Origin of the sequence: Segatella baroniae B14 (assembly GCF_022024235.1) — a bacterium.
Lineage (GTDB): Bacteria > Bacteroidota > Bacteroidia > Bacteroidales > Bacteroidaceae > Prevotella > Prevotella bryantii.
The window spans coordinates 1659108-1680000 of record NZ_CP091799.1 but is presented as its reverse complement, the minus strand read 5'-3'; the positions used below and the strand labels follow the sequence as shown (position 1 = coordinate 1680000).

The following is a 20893-nucleotide window of genomic DNA, read 5'->3' as shown; positions in this document are numbered from 1 at the left end:
GAAGCTGCTGAATAATGCCGCAGAAAATTAACGCTATCATCACTGGTGTAGCTGGTTATGTTCCAGACTATGTTCTCAATAATGAGGAATTGTCTAGAATGGTTGACACCAATGATGAGTGGATTACAACACGTACAGGTATTAAGGAGCGCCGTATCCTCACAGAAGAGGGACTCGGCACTTCTTATATGGCACGTAAGGCAGCTAAGCTTCTGATGAAGAAGACTGCCTCTGATCCCGATAGCATTGATGCGGTCATGGTAGCTACCACTACTCCTGATTATGTACATCCGTCTACAGCTTCAATTGTATTAGGAAAGTTAGGACTAAAGAATGCTTTTGCATTTGATTTCTCTGCCGCTTGCTGTGGTTTCCTTTATGCTTTGGATGTAGCTTGTAGCATGATTCAGAGTGGTCGTTACAAAAAGATAATCGTTATAGGTGCTGATAAAATGTCATCTATTACGGATTATCAAGATCGCGCAACTTGTCCACTTTTCGGTGACGGTGCTGGTGCTGTAATGGTTGAAGGAACAGAAGAAGAGAACATTGGTCTCATCGATTCTGAACTTCGAACAGATGGTAAAGGTCTTCCTTTCTTGCATATAAAGGCAGGTGGGTCGGTTTGTCCTCCATCAAGATTTACTGTAGATCATCGTCTGCATTATACATATCAGGAAGGTCGTATGGTTTTCCGTTATGCTGTAACTGCTATGGGTGATGATTGCGCAAAGGTTATGGAGCGTAATAACCTTACTGTTGACGATATAGCTCATGTTGTCCCTCATCAGGCTAACTTACGTATTATCGAAGCTCTTGCTAAGCGTTTAAATATGCCGATGGAGAAAGTCATGGTTAATATCCAAAATTATGGTAATACCAGTGCGGCTTGTATGCCTTTGGTTCTTTGGGATAAAGAAAAGGAACTTAAGAAAGGTGATAATATGATATTCACTGCATTTGGTGCTGGTTTCGTTAATGGTGCTGCTTATATCAAGTGGGCTTACGATGGTGCTGATGTAGCTGGTTCGAAATAAACAAAGAAAGATATCAACAAGAAAACGCATTCTTCTTATTTTTCGATAAGGGATGCGTTTTTTTGTTCATTACTAATAATCCAATAGAATATGCATAAGGCAGGTTTTGTTAATATAGTAGGTAATCCGAATGTTGGTAAAAGTACATTAATGAACCAACTTGTCGGTGAGCGTATTAGTATTGCTACATTTAAGGCTCAAACTACGCGTCATCGCATTATGGGTATTGTCAATGATGATGATTGTCAGATCGTTTTTTCTGATACTCCAGGTGTTTTGAAACCAAACTACAAAATGCAGGAGATGATGTTGGCTTTTTCAGAGTCGGCTCTTGCTGATGCTGATGTTTTACTCTATGTTACTGATGTTATAGAAAGTCCAGAGAAGAATCAGGATTTTCTTGACAAGGTGAAGAAAATGACAATTCCTGTATTGCTTGTTATCAATAAAATAGATGAAAGTAATCAGAAGCTATTGGGCGATATTGTAGAAAAATGGCATGGTTTGCTTCCAAATGCAGAGATTCTACCTATTTCAGCAAAAAATAAATTCGGTGTTGATATGCTGATGAAGCGTATCAAAGAACTTCTTCCTGATTCTCCTCCTTATTTTGATAAGGATCAATTGACCGACAAGCCTGCTAAGTTCTTTGTTAGCGAGATTATACGAGAAAAGATACTTCTTTACTATGATAAAGAAATTCCTTATTCTGTAGAAGTTGTTGTCGAGAGATTTAAGGAAGACGAAAAGCGTATTCATATCAATGCGGTAATTTATGTGGAGCGTGATTCGCAAAAAGGTATCATTATAGGTCATCAGGGTGTTGCTCTTAAGAAAGTAAGTAGTGAAGCTCGTAAGACACTTGAGAAATTTTTCGATAAAAGAGTATTCTTGGAAACTTTTGTAAAGGTTGATAAGGATTGGCGTAATTCACAACGTGAACTTGATAGTTTCGGTTATAATCCGGAATAATAATCATATAGTTTTCTCTTTTGCTTAGTTGGAGAGTGAAAGAGAATATATTTGTTTATCCAGCATTCTGTCCTGAATGGTATTGAGGACAAACCCTCTCGCAAGAGAGAGCCGGGAAAGAAGGTCACATCTCGGCAAACAGAGTATTAACTAGGGTGCGGTGACCTCTCCCTAACTCTCCAATCTTTATGGAGAGATAAGCTCTTTGTAAATAGCAATGGCAAATTTAGTTGCAATTGTTGGTCGTCCTAATGTAGGAAAATCAACGCTTTTCAATCGTTTTACTCAGTCTCGTCGTGCTATCGTAAGTGATACTGCAGGTACCACACGCGACCGCCAGTATGGCAAGGTTTCATGGAATGGTAAAGACTTTTCGGTTGTAGATACCGGAGGTTGGGTTGTAAAATCTGATGATATTTTTGAAGATGCTATTCGTAGACAGGTGTTAGTAGCTACAGAAGAGGCAGATTTGGTTCTTTTCTTAGTAGATACAGAAACAGGTGTAACCGATTGGGATGTTGATGTAGCCAAGATTCTTCGTCGTGCAAAACTTCCTATTATTCTTGTTGCCAACAAGGTAGACAATAGTGGTGAATACTATGAGGCAGCAGAATTTTATAAGTTGGGTTTGGGAGACCCTGTTTGTATCAGTGCTGCTACTGGTGGTGGTACAGGTGATCTTCTGGATATGATTTTGGAGAAAATGCCTAATAGTCCAGAAGAAACCATAGAGGAGGATATACCTCGTTTTGCAGTAGTTGGTCGTCCTAATGCAGGAAAAAGCAGTATTATCAATGCGTTTATCGGTGAAGATCGTAATATCGTTACTGAAATCGCAGGTACTACCCGTGATAGTATATACACGAAATATGATAAGTTTGGTTTTGACTTTTATTTAGTTGATACAGCAGGTATACGTCGTAAGAACAAAGTAACAGAGGATTTGGAATTCTACTCTGTAATGCGTTCTATTCGTGCTATTGAAAACAGTGATGTATGTATCTTGATGCTTGATGCAACTCGTGGTATTGAAGCACAGGATATGAATATCTTCCAGTTAATTCAAAGAAACAATAAGTCTCTTGTCGTTGTAGTTAATAAGTGGGATTTGGTAGAGGAAAAATCGCAGAAGGTAATAGATACCTTTGAAAATGCTATCCGTAAGCGTATGGCACCATTTGTGGATTTCCCAATAATCTTTGCTTCTGCTCTGACTAAGCAACGTATCTTCAGAGTCTTAGAAACTGCAAAGGATGTGTATCAGAATCGTAAGATTCATATCGGTACATCTAAATTAAATGAGGTGATGCTGCCTATTATCGAGGCTACTCCTCCTCAGAGTATCAAGGGTAAGTACATTAAGATTAAATATTGTACTCAGTTGCCTAATACACAGATTCCTTCTTTCGTATTCTATGCTAACTTACCTCAGTATGTGAAGGAGAATTATCGTAGATTCCTGGAGAATAAGATACGTGAAAACTGGAATCTTCATGGATGTCCTATCAATATTTTCATTCGTCAGAAATAATGAAAAAACTGTTGATGTTTATTATTTTGCTTCTGTCCTTATGCGCTGTTTCCTGTTCTCATGAAAAGGAAGAGGACATGGGACAGTTAGCAGCAATTGCGGCCAAAGGTTATTATGATGAACTTCTTCAAGGAAAGTATGAAGAGTTTGTAGATGCTACTTATCGTCGAGATAGTATTCCTGCGGTGTATCGTGAGCAGTTAATAGCAAATGCTAAAATGTACATAGGACAGCAGAATGTTGAGCATCAGGGTATCAAAGAGGTAACAATAGCTAATGCTAAGGCAGATACTGCTAGACGCACAGCTCAAGTTTTTTTGGTTTTGAATTATGGTGATAAATCAAATGAACAAATAGTTGTTCCAATGATACAATACCAAGGAATTTGGAAAATGAGATAAAAAAAATCGTCTTGGGATTAATCCTAAGACGATTTTTTTTGTATCAGTTGATAGCTTATAATTTTTCACCTTTCATCTCTGCTTGTTTTACTTTTCGGAATAAGTCTGAAGCAAAAACAAGTGCATTCAGTTTCTCATTTGTAGATTCCATGACTTCATCTTTTGTTCCTTGCCATTCTTTATGACCTTTGTAAATGAAGTTGATATTATCTCCAATTCCCATAACTGAATTCATATCATGGGTATTAATAATCGTGGTAATATTAAATTCTTTTGTGATGCTTGACAGAAGTTCGTCTATAACTAGTGATGTTTTTGGGTCTAATCCAGAGTTTGGTTCATCACAGAATAAATATTTAGGATTGAGTACGATAGCGCGAGCGATAGCAACACGTTTCTGCATACCACCAGAAATTTCTCCAGGGAATTTTTTCTGAGCATCAATCAGATTAACACGATCTAAGCAGTCTTGCGCTCTTTTAACCCGTTCGTTATAATTCATGGATGAAAACATGTCAAGAGGAAAGCGTACGTTTTCGAGTACAGTCATAGAGTCGAAAAGAGCAGCACTCTGAAAGATCATTCCCATTTCTCGTCTCATGGCTACCTTTTCTTTTTTACTCATTTGAACAAAGTCTCTTCCGTCATATAATATTTCACCCTGAGTAGGTGTAAGAAGGCCTACCAAATTTTTCATCAGAACCGTTTTTCCGGAACCACTCTGACCAATGATTAAATTTGTTTTACCGGTTTCAAAAACGGTATTGATATCCTCGAGAACTGTTTTTTCGCCAAAGGATTTGGTTAAATGTTTTACTTCTATCATTGTTAAGAGAGCATTTGGGTTAAAAATACATCAGAAAATAGGATCAATACGCTGGAATTAACCACAGCAGTAGTACTCGCTTTACCAACCTCGACAGATCCTCCTTCTACAGTATATCCGAAATAAGAAGAAACGCTGGAAATGATGAATGCAAAGAACAGACTCTTGATAATGCTCATCCAAATGAACCATTGATTAAAAGAGTGCTGGATACCTAACGTTAAATCTTCTGGGGAAAGAATTTGTCCGATATATGCAGTACCATATGCACCAACGATACCCATGGCAGAACTGAAAATAACCAAAAAAGGCATAATGGTAACCAATGCTGCAATTTTCGGTAGAATAAGATAACTTGCAGAATTGACTCCCATAATGTCTAATGCGTCAATTTGCTGAGTTACTCGCATAGTTCCCAATTCAGAGGCAATATTAGAACCTACTTTACCAGAAAGAATCAGGCACATGATAGAAGAACTAAATTCCAATAGCATGATTTCTCGTGTGGTATAGCCGGCTACCCATCGTGGCATCCATGGACTCTGAATATTCAGTTTCATCTGGATGCAGATAACAGCACCAATAAAAAACGAAATTAGTAAAACGATACCAATGGAATCAACTCCAAGTTGAGTCATTTCCTTGATATATTGTTTGCTATACATTCGTAAACGTTCGGGGCGAGAAAATACTTTACCCATTAATTGGATATAGGTACCTAATACGGTAAGGTATTTATGTAATAACTTTGTGATGAACATACTTTTTTGCTGTTAATTGTAATTGCAAAAGTAACCAAATTCCACAAAAAAACTGCAATATTCCAAATAGTTTTAGAATTTATCAGTGATATTAGACTGATTTTTAGTATTTTTGCACCTAAATTATTCTAAATATGGACAATCAAGAACAGATGGTGCTTCGCACAGAGGGCCTGGTTAAGACTTATGGAAAACGTACTGTAGCTAATGGCGTATCTATTGAGGTGAAGCAAGGTGAAATTGTAGGCTTGCTTGGCCCTAATGGAGCAGGCAAGACGACTTCTTTCTATATGACAACAGGACTTGTGGTTCCTAATGATGGCCATGTCTATCTTAACAATCAGGAGATAACTGACTATCCGGTTTATAAGCGTGCAAGAGCTGGTATAGGTTATTTGCCACAGGAAGCTAGTGTGTTCCGTAAAATGAGCGTTGAAGACAATATCATGTCTGTATTGGAAATGACAAAATTGTCGCATGCTCAGCAGTTGGATAAATTAGAGAGTTTGCTTCAAGAGTTTCGCCTTAATAAAGTTAGGAAAAATAAGGGAGACCAATTGTCTGGAGGTGAACGTCGTCGTACGGAAATAGCTCGTTGTTTGGCTATAGATCCAAAATTTATCATGCTTGATGAACCTTTTGCAGGTGTGGACCCGATTGCTGTGGAGGATATTCAACATATAGTGTGGCGCTTGAAATATCGTAATATCGGTATTTTGATAACTGACCATAATGTGCAGGAAACGCTATCTATAACGGATAGAGCATATCTTCTTTTTGAAGGTAGAATCCTTTTTCACGGAACACCTGAAGAACTAGCAGAAAATCCGATTGTACGTAAAAATTATCTTAGTGATAACTTTGTATATCGTAAGTTTAAGCCGAATGAGGAAGATGAACTAGCTGAAGAAGCTGAAGGATAACGTAAAGAAGATATACTTTTATGGTTAAAAAATCCAATTTTTCTCCATTATATTAGGTATTTACGTTAATTATGAGTAATTTTGCAAGTCGTTTCTGAGAATAAAAATAATATTAAATAAATAAAATTTATCAAGATGAAAATTTCATTCGAGAATCCTGACAAAGTAAATGGTCTTTTGACTCTTACAGTAGAAGAGGCTGATTACAAGGAAAACGTCGAGAAGACATTAAAGAGCTATCGCAAAAAAGCTAACATTCCTGGTTTCCGTCCTGGTCAGGTACCAATGAGCTTGGTTAAACGTCAGTTTGGTGCATCTGTTAAAATGGATGAGATCAACAAGTTTGTTGGTGAGCAAATCTATAAGTATGTACAGGATAATAAGATTCAGATGTTGGGTGAACCTCTTCCTTCAGAGAAGCAGGAACGTCAGGATCTTGAAAACGAAAGTACATTCACTTTTGTATTTGATATCGCAGTAGCTCCAGAATTTAAGGTTTCTCTTACAGGTCGCGATAAGGTTGATTATTATACAATCACAGTTGATGATAAATTGATCGATCAGCAGGTAGAGATGTTTACTTCACGTATGGGTAGCTATGAAAAGGCTGAGTCTTACGAGGATAATGACATCTTGAAGGGTGATCTCCGTGAGTTGGATGAGAATGGCAATACAAAGGAAGAAGGTATCACAGTAGAAGCAGCTTCTGTAATGCCAAGCTATATCAAAGTAGAGGAGCAGAAGAACCTTTTCAATGGTGCTAAGGTAGGTGATATTATTACATTCAACCCAAAGAAGGCTTATCCTGAAAACGATGCAGAGATCGCTTCATTGTTGAAGATTGATCGTGAGGCTGCAAAGGAAGCAAATGCTGATTTCAGCTTCCAGGTAACCGAAATCTCTCGTTTCAAGAAGCATGCAGTAGACCAGGAACTTTTCGACCAGACTTTTGGCGAGGGTGAGGTTAAAGATGAAAAGGCATTCCGTGAGAAGATTGCTGAAGGCTTGAAGGAGCAGTTGCAGGCAGATCAGGACTTCAAGTTCATCCAGGATGTTCGCGCTCATTGTGAAAAGAAGGTTGGTAAACTTGAATTCCCAGATGCTCTATTGAAGAGAATCATGTTGAATTCTAACCAGGATAAGGGTGAGAAGTTCGTAGAGGATAACTACGAGAACAGTATTAAGGAGTTGAAATGGCATTTGATTAAGGAGCAGTTGGTTGCAGCTCAGAACATCAAGATTGATGATGCTGATATTAAGGAAACTGCAATGGAAGCAGCTCGTGCTCAATTCGCTCAGTATGGTATGACTAATATTCCAGAGGAGTATTTGGAGAACTACGCTAACGAAATCTTGAAGCAGAAGAACAGTGCTGATGCACTCGTTGATCGTTCAATTGATCGTAAGCTCTCAGCTGTTCTTAAAACTGTTGTTAAGTTGAATCAGAAGGAAGTTTCTGTTGAAGACTTCAACAAGATGATGAGTGAATAATAATCAAGTTTTTTAGAAAAAACTTCTTTTATATAAAGAGGTTATCGATTTTTTTTATTATCTTTGTTTCTACGAAAAAGATATAAGAAGGTCGATAGCCTCTTTTTCTTGTTTATTACGAAAGGATAATTAAACATATGAACAAAGATTTTAGAAATTATGCTACTAAGCATTTGGGAATGAACGGTATGGTTCTCGATGATGTAGTGAGAGCTCAGGCTCAATATTTAAATCCATACATTTTGGAAGAACGTCAGCTGAATGTTACTCAGATGGATGTGTTCTCTCGTCTGATGATGGATAGAATTATCTTCTTAGGTACTGAAATCGATGATTATACAGCCAATACTCTGCAGGCACAGTTGCTTTATCTAGATTCGGTAGATAGTGGTAAGGATATCTCTATTTATATCAATAGTCCTGGTGGTAGTGTTACTGCTGGTCTTGGTATTTATGATACCATGCAGTTTATATCTAGTGATGTAGCAACGATTTGTACAGGTATGGCTGCTTCAATGGCTGCAGTTTTGTTGGTGTCTGGCCAAGAAGGAAAACGTTCAGCTTTGACTCATAGCCGTGTTATGATTCATCAGCCTTTAGGTGGTGTGCAGGGCCAGGCTTCAGATATTGAAATCGAAGCAAAAGAAATTCAGAAATTTAAGAAGGAACTTTATACGATTATTTCTAACCACTCTCATACTCCTTATGAAAAAGTATGGCAAGATAGTGACCGTAACTATTGGATGAATGCAGAGGAGGCTAAGGAATATGGTATGATTGATACAGTTCTCACGCGCAAGAAGTAATAATAAAAATGCCAAAAAAAGTTTGTAGCTTCTGTGGAAGAAGTGAAAATGAAGTAAAATTATTGATAACCGGTTTGAACGGATATATCTGTGAAAATTGTGCAGAGCAGGCTTATGATATCGTTCAAACAAGTGGCTTGTCTCCCAAAAAAGAACAGCATGCTTCAGATAATCCTCTTAAATTGAAAAAGGTACCAAAGCCTAAAGAAATTAAGAAATATCTTGATCAGTATGTTATTGGGCAGGATGAGGCAAAGCGAACCTTGGCCGTGGCTGTTTATAATCATTATAAGCGTTTACAACAGCCTGTTGCTGATGATGGAGTAGAAATCGAGAAGAGTAATATCATTATGGTTGGTAGTACTGGTACTGGTAAAACATTACTAGCCCGTACAATTGCTAAGTTGCTCGATGTTCCTTTCACAATTGTAGATGCTACTGTATTTACAGAAGCAGGATATGTAGGAGAGGATGTAGAAAGTATCCTTAGCCGTTTACTTCAGGTTTCTAATTATGATGTAGCCGCAGCAGAAAGAGGTATCGTCTTTATTGATGAAATTGATAAGATTGCACGCAAGAGTGACAATCCATCGATTACTCGTGATGTAAGTGGTGAAGGTGTTCAGCAAGGATTGTTAAAACTCTTGGAAGGTACTATGGTTAACGTGCCACCTCAGGGAGGTCGTAAACATCCAGATCAAGAGTATATCCATGTAGATACGCGTAATATCCTCTTTGTTTGTGGTGGCGCATTTGATGGTATCGAACAAAAAATAGCACAGCGTATGAATACGCATGTCGTGGGTTACAATTCCGTTCAAAATGTACGAAAGATTGATAAGAGTGACTTGATGAAATATGTACTCCCTCAAGACTTGAAGCATTTTGGATTGATTCCTGAAATTATCGGACGTCTTCCAGTTCTGACATACCTTAATCCTTTGGATCGTGAAGCTTTGCGCAGAATCTTGGTTGAACCTAAAAATTCAATCATTAAGCAATATGAAAAGTTGTTTGAAATGGATGGTATCAAGTTGACATTCGATGAAGACGTTTTTGATTATATCGTTGATAAGGCTGTAGAATACAAGCTTGGTGCACGAGGACTCCGTTCTATCGTTGAGTCTATTATGATTGATGCCATGTTTGAAATTCCGTCTAAGCGATTGAAAGCATTTGCAGTTACTCTTGATTACGCTAAAGAGCAACTTGAAAAGTCTCACTTGGAATTACAACAAGGAGCATAACTATCAGTTGGACCTTCGGGTCCAATTGATTCAACAATGAAAAACAACTCAGTTTAAAAGTGAATAAAGGAGCTACTTTATAATTATGACGAAAGAAGTTAATCTTATAGATGCACTAAAGCGCTACTTTGGCTTTGATAAATTTAAAGGCGATCAGGAGGCTATTATCCGTAATGTTCTTGATGGCAACGATACGTTTGTATTGATGCCGACAGGAGGCGGTAAGAGTTTGTGCTATCAGCTACCTTCTTTAATTATGCCTGGTACGGCAATAGTTATTTCTCCATTAATAGCTTTGATGAAAAATCAGGTTGATGTTATTAATGGTATGAGTGAAGGTGATGGCGTGGCTCATTATTTGAACTCTTCATTAAATAAGTCGGCTGTAGAACAGGTGAAATCGGATATTCGTGCTGGTAAGACTAAATTGTTGTATGTAGCTCCAGAATCTTTAACGAAGGAGGATAATGTAGAATTCCTTAAAACGGTAAAGATTTCTTTCTATGCTGTAGATGAGGCTCATTGTATATCGGAATGGGGACATGATTTCCGTCCTGAATATAGAAGAATTCGCCCGATAATCAGTCAGATAGGTAATGCGCCTGTTATAGCTTTGACCGCCACTGCAACGGATAAAGTTCGTACGGATATCAAGCGAAGCTTGGGGATAGCAGATGCTCATGAGTTTAAAAGCTCGTTTAATCGTCCTAACTTGTACTATGAAGTACGTCCTAAAACTAAGGATGTAGATAAGCAGATTATTATGTTTATTAAACAGCATCCTGGTAAAAGTGGTATTATTTATTGTTTAGCCAGAAAAAAAGTTGAAGAGCTTGCAGAAATTTTAAAGGCTAATGATATTAAAGCAGCTGCTTATCATGCAGGATTAGATTCTTCAACGCGTTCGAAGACCCAAGATGATTTCCTTATGGAAAATATCGATGTCATCGTTGCGACTATAGCCTTTGGTATGGGTATAGACAAGCCTGACGTGCGTTTTGTTATCCATTATGATATACCTAAGAGTCTGGAAGGGTACTATCAGGAAACAGGTAGAGCAGGTCGTGATGGTGGAGAAGGTAAATGTATAGCCTTCTATGCGAAAAAAGATCTGAAGAAACTAGAAAAATTCATGGAGGGTAAGCCTGTCGCTGAACAGGATATCGGTAGACAATTACTTCAAGAAACTGCAGCTTATGCAGAATCTTCAGTATGTCGTCGAAAAATGCTCCTTCATTATTTTGGTGAGGAATACGAGCAGGATAATTGTGGCAATTGTGATAATTGTAAGCATCCAAAGACAAAAATAGATGGCAAGGATGCTTTGTTGATTATTTTAAAAGCTGTAGCTGCTGTAAAAGAAAATTTCCGTCAAGAATATATTGTTGACTTTGTTAAGGGTAGAGGAACTGACGATATTGTATCGCATAAGCATGATCAGCTAGATGAGTTTGGTGCAGGTGCAGATATGGATAATAAATTGTGGAATCCAGTAATTCGTCAGGCGCTTTTGGCAGGTTATCTCCGTAAGGATGTTGAGAATTATGGCTTGTTAAAATTAACTGCTTCCGGTAAACGGTATATCAAGAGTCAAGAGCCTTTCATGATCGTTATGGATAATGAGTTTACAGATGATTATGTAGATGATTCAAATGAGGCGGGTGGAACAAGTGCTCTTGATCCAGAGTTGTTCTCTATTTTGAAGGATTTACGAAAGAAAACAGCTCATAAACACCAATTGCCACCATATGTGATCTTCCAAGATGTTTCTTTGGAACAGATGGCAACTATGTATCCTGTTACTCAGGAAGAGCTGACGAACGTACAAGGTGTTGGTATAGGAAAAGCAAAGCGATACGGAAAAGAGTTTTTGAAAGTCATAAAGGAATATTGCGAAGAAAAACAAATCGTTCCACCTGAAGAACTTCGTGTTCGAACAGTAGCGAAAAAATCGATGCTGAAAGTTAGTATCATCCAGTCTATAGACCGTAAAATGGCATTGGATGATCTGGCAGATGCCAAAGGACTCGATTTTAGTGATCTGCTAGATGAAATAGAAGCCATTGTATATAGTGGCACTAAACTTAACATAGATTATTTTATTGAGGATGTTGTCGATGATGATAAAGTAGATGACATTTATGATTATTTCATGGAAAGTGAAACGGATGATCTCAATGAAGCCTTAGATGAATTAGGAGATGATTACAGTGAAGACGAAATTCGGTTGGTAAGAATTAAATTTCTGTCGGAAAATGCGAATTAAAGTTGCAGTGATAACGTTATATAAAGAAGCCCTGTTTGCAAAAACGCAAACAGGGCTTCTCTATATGGACGTTAAATAGCATTAATTCAAAACGAAAATCATAAAATAGCCCTTTATATATGGAAAATTATTACTATATTTGCACGCAATAAATTTCTAAGTTATATATGTCATCATTTGTTGCAGATAAAATTGTAATGGACGGACTTACTTACGATGACGTCCTTTTGATCCCTGCTTATTCAGAGGTTTTGCCTAAAGAGGTACAGTTAAAAACCAAGTTTACACGTCACATTGATTTGAATATTCCGTTCGTGACAGCAGCTATGGATACGGTCACAGAAGCATCTATGGCTATTGCTATTGCGCGTGAAGGAGGTATTGGTGTAATACACAAAAATATGACAATCGAGGAACAGGCTCGACAGGTCGCAATTGTGAAACGTGCAGAAAATGGTATGATTTACGATCCTGTTACAATTCAGCGTGGACGTACCGTTAAAGATGCTTTGGATATGATGGCCGAGTACCATATCGGTGGAATCCCAGTTGTAGATGAGGATAATCATTTAGTAGGAATTGTTACGAATCGTGACCTCCGCTTTGAACGTCGTATGGATCGTAAGATTGATGACGTCATGACGAAAGAAAATTTGGTTACAACGCATCAGCAGACAGACTTGCTGGCAGCAGCTCAGATTCTTCAGGAGAATAAAATCGAAAAACTTCCTGTTGTTGATGCAGAAAACCATTTGGTAGGTTTGATTACTTATAAAGATATCACTAAGGCTAAAAATAAGCCAATGGCTTGCAAGGACGAGAAGGGTCGTTTGCGTGTAGCAGCTGGTGTAGGTGTAACAGCAGATACTCTTGATCGTGCTAAGGCCTTGGTAGAAGCTGGTGTTGATGCAATCGTAATCGATACTGCTCATGGCCATTCTAAGGGTGTCGTAGAAAAGCTTAAGCAAGTTAAGGCTACTTTCCCTAATGTAGATGTTATTGTTGGTAATGTTGCTACAGGTGCAGCTGCGAAATATTTGGTAGATAATGGTGCTGATGCTGTGAAGGTAGGTATTGGTCCTGGTTCAATCTGTACAACTCGTGTTGTAGCAGGTGTTGGTGTTCCACAGTTGAGTGCTATTTATGATGTGTATTCTGCGTTGAAAGATACAGATGTACCTTTGATAGCTGATGGTGGCCTTCGTTACTCAGGTGATGTTGTTAAGGCGCTTGCTGCTGGTGGTAGTAGTGTTATGATAGGTTCTTTGGTTGCAGGTACAGAAGAAAGTCCAGGTGAAACCATTATTTTCAATGGTCGTAAATTCAAGAGCTATCGTGGTATGGGTTCTTTGGAAGCTATGGAACAAAAGAATGGTTCTCGTGACCGCTATTTCCAGAATGATATCAGTGATGCCAAGAAGCTAGTTCCAGAGGGTATTGCCGGTCGTGTGCCTTACAAAGGAACCGTTCAGGAAGTTATTTATCAGTTAGTAGGTGGACTTCGTTCAGGTATGGGTTATTGTGGTGCTGGCGATATTGCTAACTTGCACAATGCACAGTTTACTCGCATTACCAATGCTGGTGTTTTGGAAAGTCATCCACATGATATTTCAATAACAAGCGAGGCACCAAACTACAGCCGCCCTGAATAAGGAAATGTAATTTAAAAAATACTAATGAAAATATATGCGTTGTTAACAGCCATGCTCCTCAACGGGGGCATGGTTTTTGGTCAAACTGACCCTGTTATAATGAAAATAGCAGGTAGACCTGTGAGCAGGTCTGAGTTTGAGTATTCTTATAACAAAAATAATTCTGCCAGTGTTATTGATAAAAAAAGTATCGTAGATTATGTAGATCTTTTTATCAATTACAAACTAAAGGTGAAGGCAGCTGAAGATGCGCATCTGGATACGTTAACTTCTTTTCAAAAGGAATTTGAAAGTTATCGTGATCAACAAGTGCGTCCGTCTTTTATTACAGAAGCTGAAGTTGAGGCTGAAGCGCATAAGATATACGAAAGTGAAAGACAACGTATAGATAATAATGGCGGTATGATTCGTCCGTCTCACATTTTATTGCTGTTAAAGCAAAATGCACCAGCTAAAGCAGCGGAAATTGTGAAAAATCGAATCGATTCCATTTATAATGCTCTTAAAAAGGGAGCTAATTTCCAAGAGTTAGCAAAAAAATATTCTGATGACAAAGGGTCTGCTGTGCAAGGCGGTTTGCTACCTTGGATCGTAAAAGGTCAAACATACAAGGAATTTGAAGATGTTGCTTATTCAATGAAGAAAGGTGAAATGAGCAAACCTTTTTCTTCACCAGCAGGATATCATATTATCTTGATGACAGATAAGGGAAAATTCTTTTCATATGATTCTCTCAAGAATAACATCTATCGATTTATAGAGCAGCGAGGTATACGAGAGCAAATTATAGATCGTAATCTCGATTCAATAGTCAAGACTTTACCAGAAGGAGCTACGAGAGAAACTGTTCTTGATGAAAGAGCTTCTGATATGTCTGAAAAGGACTCTAATTTGAAATATCTTATTCAAGAATACCATGATGGTCTTCTTCTTTATGAAATTAGTAATCGTAAAATTTGGGAAAAGGCTGCAAAAGATGAGGTAGGCTTAGAAAATTATTTCAAAAGGCATAAAAAATCCTATGCTTGGGATGAACCTCGATTTAAAGGTATTGCCTATCATGTAAAAGATGCTGCAGATGTAAGTGCAGTGAAAAAAAGTGTCAAGGGAAAACCATTTCAAGAGTGGGCTTCTATTTTACGCAAGACATTCAATAATGATTCCACTATACGTATCCGTGTAGAAAAAGGAATATTCAAGAAAGGTGATAATGCCGTAGTTGATAAAATGGTGTTTCATGTAGACACTGCACAGATTAAGCAAATAAAAGACTATCCTATAGATGCAATATTTGGTAAGAAGTTGAAAAAAGGACCAGAGACATATGAAGATGTAAAATCTAAGGTCATTTCAGATTACCAAGATGAGTTAGAAAAGGTATGGATAGAGGCTTTGCGGAAGAAATATCCAGTAGAAGTGTATCAAGATATATTGGCTACTGTCAATAAACACTAATTTATTATAGTATGAAGACTGTAAACAAATTATTTTGTGGGTTCAGTGGACTGCTTTTGATGGCTGTAATTACAGTAAATGCAGGAAGACCGTATTTTCGAGTTGCTCAAACCGTGAATGATTCGTTGGAGCATAAGAACTTTAATGCTGATTCTGCGAAAAATAGTCCTGAAATAAAGGAAAATAGTATCATTGATGAAGTGATTTGGGTAGTAGGTGATGAGCCTATATTAAAATCGGATGTTGAAATGATGCGAATGCAGGGCGAAGCTGAGGGTGTAAAGTTTCAGGGTGATCCTGATTGTTCTATTCCTGAACAACTTGCGATTCAGAAATTGTTTCTTCATCAGGCAGCAATTGATAGTATTGAGGTTACTGAGTCAGAAGTATCACAAGGTATAGATGATCAGATTAATTATTGGATACAATTGATTGGTTCTCGCGAAAAATTGGAAGAGTATCGTAAAATGACGATTACTCAAATCCGTCAGCAAATGCATGATGATTTCAAAAATCAGCAGTTGATTAGAAAGGAGCGTGAAGAACTTGTTAAGGATATAAAGGTGACTCCAGCTCAGGTCAGGGCTTATTTTAAAAATTTGCCAGAGGATAGTATTCCTTTTGTTCCGACAGAGGTTGAAGTTCAGGTTATAACGAGGCAACCAAAAATATCTAAGGATGAAACCGAGCGTATCAAAGAACAGTTACGTGACTTTACAAAGCGTGTAAACGATGGAGAAACTTCGTTCTCAACACTAGCTCGATTATATTCAGAAGATCCGGGATCTGCTCGTCAGGGAGGTGAATTAGGCTATATTGGTAGAGGTATGCTTGATCCAGCTTTTGCGAATGTAGCATTTAATTTAACAGATCCGAAGAAAATTTCTAAGATAGTTGAAACAGAGTTTGGTTTTCATATTATTCAATTGATAGACAAACGTGGTGACAAGATTAATTGTCGTCATATTTTGCTCAAGCCTACCGTATCAGAAGAAGCACTTCAGTCAGCGTCGCTTCGTCTTGATTCTATCGCAGATGATATTCGTGCGAATAAGTTCTCATTTGAGTCTGCAGCTTCATATCTATCAGACGATAAAGATACTAAAAGCAATTTTGGCTTGATGGCCAATAGTTCAGAAACAGGACGTACATCACGTTTTCAAATGAAGGATTTGCCTTCTGAGATTGCTAGAGTTGTAGATACTTTGAAAGTCGGACAGATTTCATCAGCATTTACTATGGTTAATGCTAAAGGTAAGAAGCAGGCTTGTATAGTTAAATTGAAATCTAGAATTGATGGTCATAGAGCAACAATAACTGAAGATTTTCAGGTTATGCAGAATCTAGTTACAAAGAAAGAGAAAGAAAATGCAATTCATGACTGGGTGGTCAATAAAATAAAAAAGACATATGTTAAGATGAATGATCGCTACAAGGATTGTAAATTTGAATATGAAGGTTGGGTTAAATGATAAATAATCATTTGAAAAAGCAAAATATTAGCGGGCATGGAATCAGTATGTTACTGATTTTATGCCTGTTTGGGCTCTGTGTGTCATCGGCATTTGGAGCACGTAAAAAGCGTAAGATAGTAGGTGATAATCGTATTTATCTGATCCATGCGGATAATTTAAGATTTGATCAGTATAGTGTAAATCCTGATGCTCAAATCCTGACAGGACACGTGTCATTTCGACATCAGAATTCTCATCTTACCTGTGATAGCGCCTATTTTTATCAGGCAACAAATTCTGTAAAGGCTTTTGGGCATGTGCATTTCAGACAAGGAGATACGTTGTCTTTGAAATGTGATTATGCCGATTATGATGGACAAGTTCAGTTTATGCGTGCACGTCATAATGTAGTATTACATCATCGTAAGCAAGTCTTAAATACGGATAGCCTTGATTACGATCGTCTTTATAATTATGTCAATTTCTCAGAAGGTGGAACTTTATCTGATGGAAAAAACAAACTTGTTGCAGATTGGGGACGCTATTATGTTGATACGAGAGAGGCTGAATTCTATTATAATGTCCATCTAAAAAATGGTCGGGATTACATTACAACAGATACGATGTTTTATGATACACGTAATTCTGTTGCTCATGTTGTTGGCCCTTCGAAAATTACGTCTAAAGGTAGTGTGGTAAATACAAGTAATGGTTATTATAATACCAAAACTGATCGTGCCAGATTATATGGGCGTTCTACTATGGTAGATAAGGATAAATCTATTACAGGTGATAGCTTGTTCTATGTTAAAGATAAAGACAGTGAAGGCTTTGGTAACGTTATCTATGTGGATAAACGCAATAAGAACTCTCTTCATTGCGGTTATTTGCGTTATAATGAAAAAACAGGATATGGATTTGCTACACGTAGACCGGTTGCTATAGATTACTCTCAAAAAGATACATTGTGGATGCATTCTGATACGATGAAAATCTATACATTTAATATAAATACAGATTCTGTTTATCGAAAGGTTCATTGTTTTCCAAAAGTTCGCGCCTTCCGTCAGGATGTTCAGGCGGTATGCGATTCTATGGTCTTTAATTCTCAGGATTCATGTATGACTATGTATAAGGATCCGATTGTATGGAATGCAGGAAGACAGTTGCTTGGAGAAAAAATACAATTGTTTATGAATGATTCCACGTTACGCTATGCGCATGTCATCGGACAAGCGTTGTCCGTAGAATCATTAGGGGATAGCATACATTATAATCAGGTAGCTTCACGAGAGATGGAGGCTTTTTTTGTTAATGGTAAAGCTCAGAAAGGAGTTTCCTTCGGAAATGTGCAAATTGTATATTATCCAATAAATGATAAAGATAGTTCTATGATTGGCTTGAACTATACAGAAACCGATACAGCGAAGATGTTTATGGATGAACATCAGCAGCTTGTAAGAATATGGATGCCGAAAGCCACAGGAACACTTTATCCAATGAGTCAAATACCTCCAGTTAAATATAAGTTGCCATCATTTGCATGGTTTGATAATATTCGTCCAAAAGATAAAAATGATATTTTTGAGTGGCGAGGTAAACGTGAAGATCAAAAATTAAAGAATGTAAGTCGTCATACTGCACCATTACAACGTATAGGTAAAAAAGACGAGAAAAAAGGTGAAGAAGTAAAAATATAATGAGCGATATCATACAGTTATTACCCGATTCTGTTGCTAATCAGATAGCGGCGGGTGAGGTTATTCAAAGACCTGCTTCTGTAATCAAGGAGTTGGTGGAGAATTCTGTCGACGCTGGAGCCAAATCGATTCAGGTTCTTGTAGTTGATGCTGGTCGTACATCTATTCAAGTGATAGATGATGGAAAGGGTATGTCTGATACAGATGCACGTCTTTCATTTGAGCGACATGCAACATCCAAAATCAAAAAGGCTGATGACCTTTTTGCACTTCATACTATGGGATTTCGTGGAGAGGCATTAGCTTCCATAGCTGCTGTTGCGCAGATAGAGCTTAAAACGCGTCAGGCTTCTGAAGATATAGGTACTCAACTTTCTATTTCTGGATCAAAGTTTATAGGACAGGAGCCTTGCTCTTGCCCTATAGGTAGTAATTTTAAAATAGAAAACTTATTTTTTAATGTACCAGCTAGAAGAAAATTTCTAAAGTCGAATACTACCGAACTGAACAATATACTTACGGCTTTTGAGCGTATAGTATTAGTTAATCCTAATATACATTTCAGTTTATATAGCAATGGGACAGAAATGTTCAATTTACAACCTGGAAGTATTAGACATCGTATTTTAGATATATTCGGAAAGCGTTTAAACCAGGATTTGCTCCCTGTAAATGTAGAGACAAGCTTAGGTAAAATATCAGGATTCGTTGGTAAACCAGAATCTGCTCGTAAAAAGGGTGCACACCAATATTTTTTTGTTAATGGTCGCTATATGAAACATCCTTATTTTAATAAGGCAGTTATGAGCGCTTTTGATCGGTTAGTACCATTAGGAGAACAGGTTCCTTATTTTATATATTTTGATGTAGATCCACATAATATAGATGTTAATATCCATCCGACCAAGACTGAAATAAAATTTGAAAATGAACAGGCTATATGGCAGATTTTGTCAGCAGCCGTAAAGGAGGCAGTTGGACTTTTTAACAATGTTCCTACTATAGATTTTGATACTGAAGGAAAGCCAGAAATACCTGTTTTTGGAGAGAGTGGCAATCAATTGTCAGCTCCAAGGGTAAACTATAATCCGTCTTATAATCCATTTGAATCTTCTAGCGAAGATTTGGTGAGTCAGGATGGAGAACAACAGATAGGACAAACGTTTGCGTCAAAAATAGATTCAAATTATGCAGCTATAACTCAAGGAGAAATTTTTGAATCAAAGCAGGCTCGTGTACCGGAAGAGTGGGGGAAACTGTATGAAGGATTAAAATCCAAAACAGTTTCACAAGAAGGAGATATCTTTGAGAGTAGACAAAATACTGTTGTGGAAAGTAAGGAGCATTTAGTAGAAGATAAATCCCCTTTACATTATCAATACAAAGCAAAGTACATCATGACAGCAGTAAAGTCAGGTTTGATGATAATTGACCAGCATCGTGCGCATGTACGTATTTTGTATGAACAGTATCAAAAACAGTTGATTGAGCACACATTTCAGTCACAGAAAGTCTTATTTCCTGAAACAGTACGCTTTACACCATCTCAACAAGTAGTATTACAAGACATCTTTTCTGATATGGTAGATATGGGCTTTGAACTCACAGATTTAGGAGGTGGAAGCTATGCTGTTAATGCAATACCTATGGGACTTGATGGAATAAATCCTATAACGTTGGTAGAAGATATTGTACATTCGGCAATCGATATGGGTAAATCGATGAAAGAAGAAATGCGACAGTCTTTATCATTAAGTTTAGCCAGAAATGCTGCAATTCCTCAAGGTCAAATTTTGTCTAATGAAGAAATGGAAGCAATCGTGAACGGTCTTTTTGCTTGTTCAAATCCAAATTATGCTCCGGATGGTAAGAGTATCCTCTGTATACTAACACAACAGGAAATAGATCATCTTTTCGGGTAAAAGGTTCTTCTTGGAAGCGATTACAGTGGGCTTTATGACCAATTTTAAGAAAAATCAAAAATATTCAGTAAAAAATTTGGTGGTTTAATTTTTTTGCCTTACCTTTGCACTCGCTTTTAAGAAGTACGGGCGTTTAGCTCAGTTGGTTTAGAGCATCTGCCTTACAAGCAGAGGGTCGGCGGTTCGAATCCGTCAACGCCCACTAGGGGTGTTCCCTGTAGTCTTTCGGGACTGCAGGGATTTTTTTTGTTTGTATTTTTGAAAAAATATTATTTATTATTGGTGTCTGCTAAAACTTTGTTATCACGATAATACTATTCTGTTGCTGATTATATTTATAAAGGTAAGGTCTATAACACGTTTAGTCTATGGAGTAAAATGCTTCCATTATATGGTTTATCTCGTTATTAGGTACAATGGTTCGTCAACTCAAGTGTGAGAAGTCTAGA

The 20893-nt window shown here is 37.6% G+C and carries 17 protein-coding genes and 1 tRNA gene (1 of these 18 running past the window's edge); 16 read left to right on the top strand and 2 right to left on the bottom strand.

Annotation, left to right across the window (positions count from 1 at the left end):
* The 5 genes from rpmF to L6469_RS07005 form a co-directional block, all read left to right on the top strand.
* Window positions 1-15 carry the end of a 50S ribosomal protein L32 gene (rpmF, locus tag L6469_RS07025; protein WP_006282030.1) on the top strand. Its footprint begins 171 nt before the window's first position, so 15 of the gene's 186 nt are visible here — the last part of the coding sequence; the start codon falls outside the window, past its left edge; it ends in the stop codon at window positions 13-15.
* Window positions 15-1037 carry a beta-ketoacyl-ACP synthase III gene (locus L6469_RS07020; protein WP_006282029.1) on the top strand — a complete coding sequence of 341 codons (1023 nt, stop codon included), beginning with the start codon at window positions 15-17 and terminating at the stop codon, window positions 1035-1037. Before rpmF ends, L6469_RS07020 begins: the two co-directional genes overlap by 1 nt.
* 90 nt (window positions 1038-1127) lie before the next feature.
* The gene (gene era, locus L6469_RS07015; RefSeq protein WP_006282028.1) at window positions 1128-2009 is read left to right on the top strand and encodes a GTPase Era; all 882 of its coding nucleotides are present in this window, start codon (window positions 1128-1130) and stop codon (window positions 2007-2009) included.
* 217 nt (window positions 2010-2226) lie between these two features.
* Complete coding sequence (gene der / locus L6469_RS07010) at window positions 2227-3540, top strand: ribosome biogenesis GTPase Der (protein ID WP_006282027.1); 1314 nt, start codon at window positions 2227-2229, stop codon at window positions 3538-3540.
* Window positions 3540-3941, top strand: coding sequence for a hypothetical protein (locus L6469_RS07005; protein WP_027453624.1), 402 nt, complete (start codon window positions 3540-3542; stop codon window positions 3939-3941). Before der ends, L6469_RS07005 begins: the two co-directional genes overlap by 1 nt.
* 55 nt (window positions 3942-3996) lie before the next feature.
* Here the strand turns inward: L6469_RS07005 and L6469_RS07000 are convergent, their stop codons facing one another.
* A complete protein-coding gene (locus L6469_RS07000; RefSeq protein WP_074550274.1) occupies window positions 3997-4767 on the bottom strand; it encodes an ABC transporter ATP-binding protein in 771 nt (256 codons plus the stop codon).
* A 2-nt stretch (window positions 4768-4769) separates the two neighbouring features.
* Window positions 4770-5528 carry an MlaE family ABC transporter permease gene (locus L6469_RS06995; RefSeq protein WP_006283557.1) on the bottom strand — a complete coding sequence of 253 codons (759 nt, stop codon included), beginning with the start codon at window positions 5526-5528 and terminating at the stop codon, window positions 4770-4772.
* A 134-nt stretch (window positions 5529-5662) separates the two neighbouring features.
* Between L6469_RS06995 and lptB the strand changes: the two genes are divergently transcribed.
* The 11 genes from lptB (at window position 5663) to L6469_RS06940 (ending at window position 20646) form a co-directional block, all read left to right on the top strand.
* On the top strand, window positions 5663-6451 hold the full coding sequence (lptB, locus tag L6469_RS06990) for an LPS export ABC transporter ATP-binding protein (RefSeq protein ID WP_006283556.1): 789 nt from the start codon (window positions 5663-5665) through the stop codon (window positions 6449-6451).
* Between the two features lie 135 nt (window positions 6452-6586).
* Window positions 6587-7942 carry a trigger factor gene (gene tig / locus L6469_RS06985; protein WP_006283555.1) on the top strand — a complete coding sequence of 452 codons (1356 nt, stop codon included), beginning with the start codon at window positions 6587-6589 and terminating at the stop codon, window positions 7940-7942.
* A 137-nt stretch (window positions 7943-8079) separates the two neighbouring features.
* Entirely contained in the window at window positions 8080-8748 is a 669-nt protein-coding gene (gene clpP, locus L6469_RS06980) for an ATP-dependent Clp endopeptidase proteolytic subunit ClpP (RefSeq protein WP_006283554.1), read from the top strand.
* A gap of 8 nt (window positions 8749-8756) precedes the next feature.
* On the top strand, window positions 8757-9995 hold the full coding sequence (clpX, locus tag L6469_RS06975) for an ATP-dependent Clp protease ATP-binding subunit ClpX (protein WP_027453620.1): 1239 nt from the start codon (window positions 8757-8759) through the stop codon (window positions 9993-9995).
* Window positions 9996-10080: 85 nt separating this feature from the next.
* On the top strand, window positions 10081-12261 hold the full coding sequence (recQ, locus tag L6469_RS06970; RefSeq protein ID WP_027453619.1) for a DNA helicase RecQ: 2181 nt from the start codon (window positions 10081-10083) through the stop codon (window positions 12259-12261).
* Window positions 12262-12428: 167 nt separating this feature from the next.
* Window positions 12429-13913, top strand: a complete 1485-nt coding sequence (gene guaB / locus L6469_RS06965) for an IMP dehydrogenase (protein WP_027453618.1) — start codon at window positions 12429-12431, stop codon at window positions 13911-13913.
* 24 nt (window positions 13914-13937) lie between these two features.
* On the top strand, window positions 13938-15368 hold the full coding sequence (locus tag L6469_RS06960) for a peptidylprolyl isomerase (RefSeq protein ID WP_006283551.1): 1431 nt from the start codon (window positions 13938-13940) through the stop codon (window positions 15366-15368).
* Between the two features lie 11 nt (window positions 15369-15379).
* Window positions 15380-16840, top strand: a complete 1461-nt coding sequence (locus L6469_RS06955; protein ID WP_006283550.1) for a peptidylprolyl isomerase — start codon at window positions 15380-15382, stop codon at window positions 16838-16840.
* A gap of 47 nt (window positions 16841-16887) precedes the next feature.
* Entirely contained in the window at window positions 16888-18522 is a 1635-nt protein-coding gene (locus L6469_RS06950; RefSeq protein WP_006283549.1) for an OstA-like protein, read from the top strand.
* Window positions 18522-20444 carry a DNA mismatch repair endonuclease MutL gene (gene mutL, locus L6469_RS06945; protein WP_006283548.1) on the top strand — a complete coding sequence of 641 codons (1923 nt, stop codon included), beginning with the start codon at window positions 18522-18524 and terminating at the stop codon, window positions 20442-20444. Before L6469_RS06950 ends, mutL begins: the two co-directional genes overlap by 1 nt.
* A gap of 127 nt (window positions 20445-20571) precedes the next feature.
* Window positions 20572-20646, top strand: a tRNA-Val gene (locus L6469_RS06940).
* The last annotated feature ends 247 nt before the right edge of the window (window positions 20647-20893 follow it).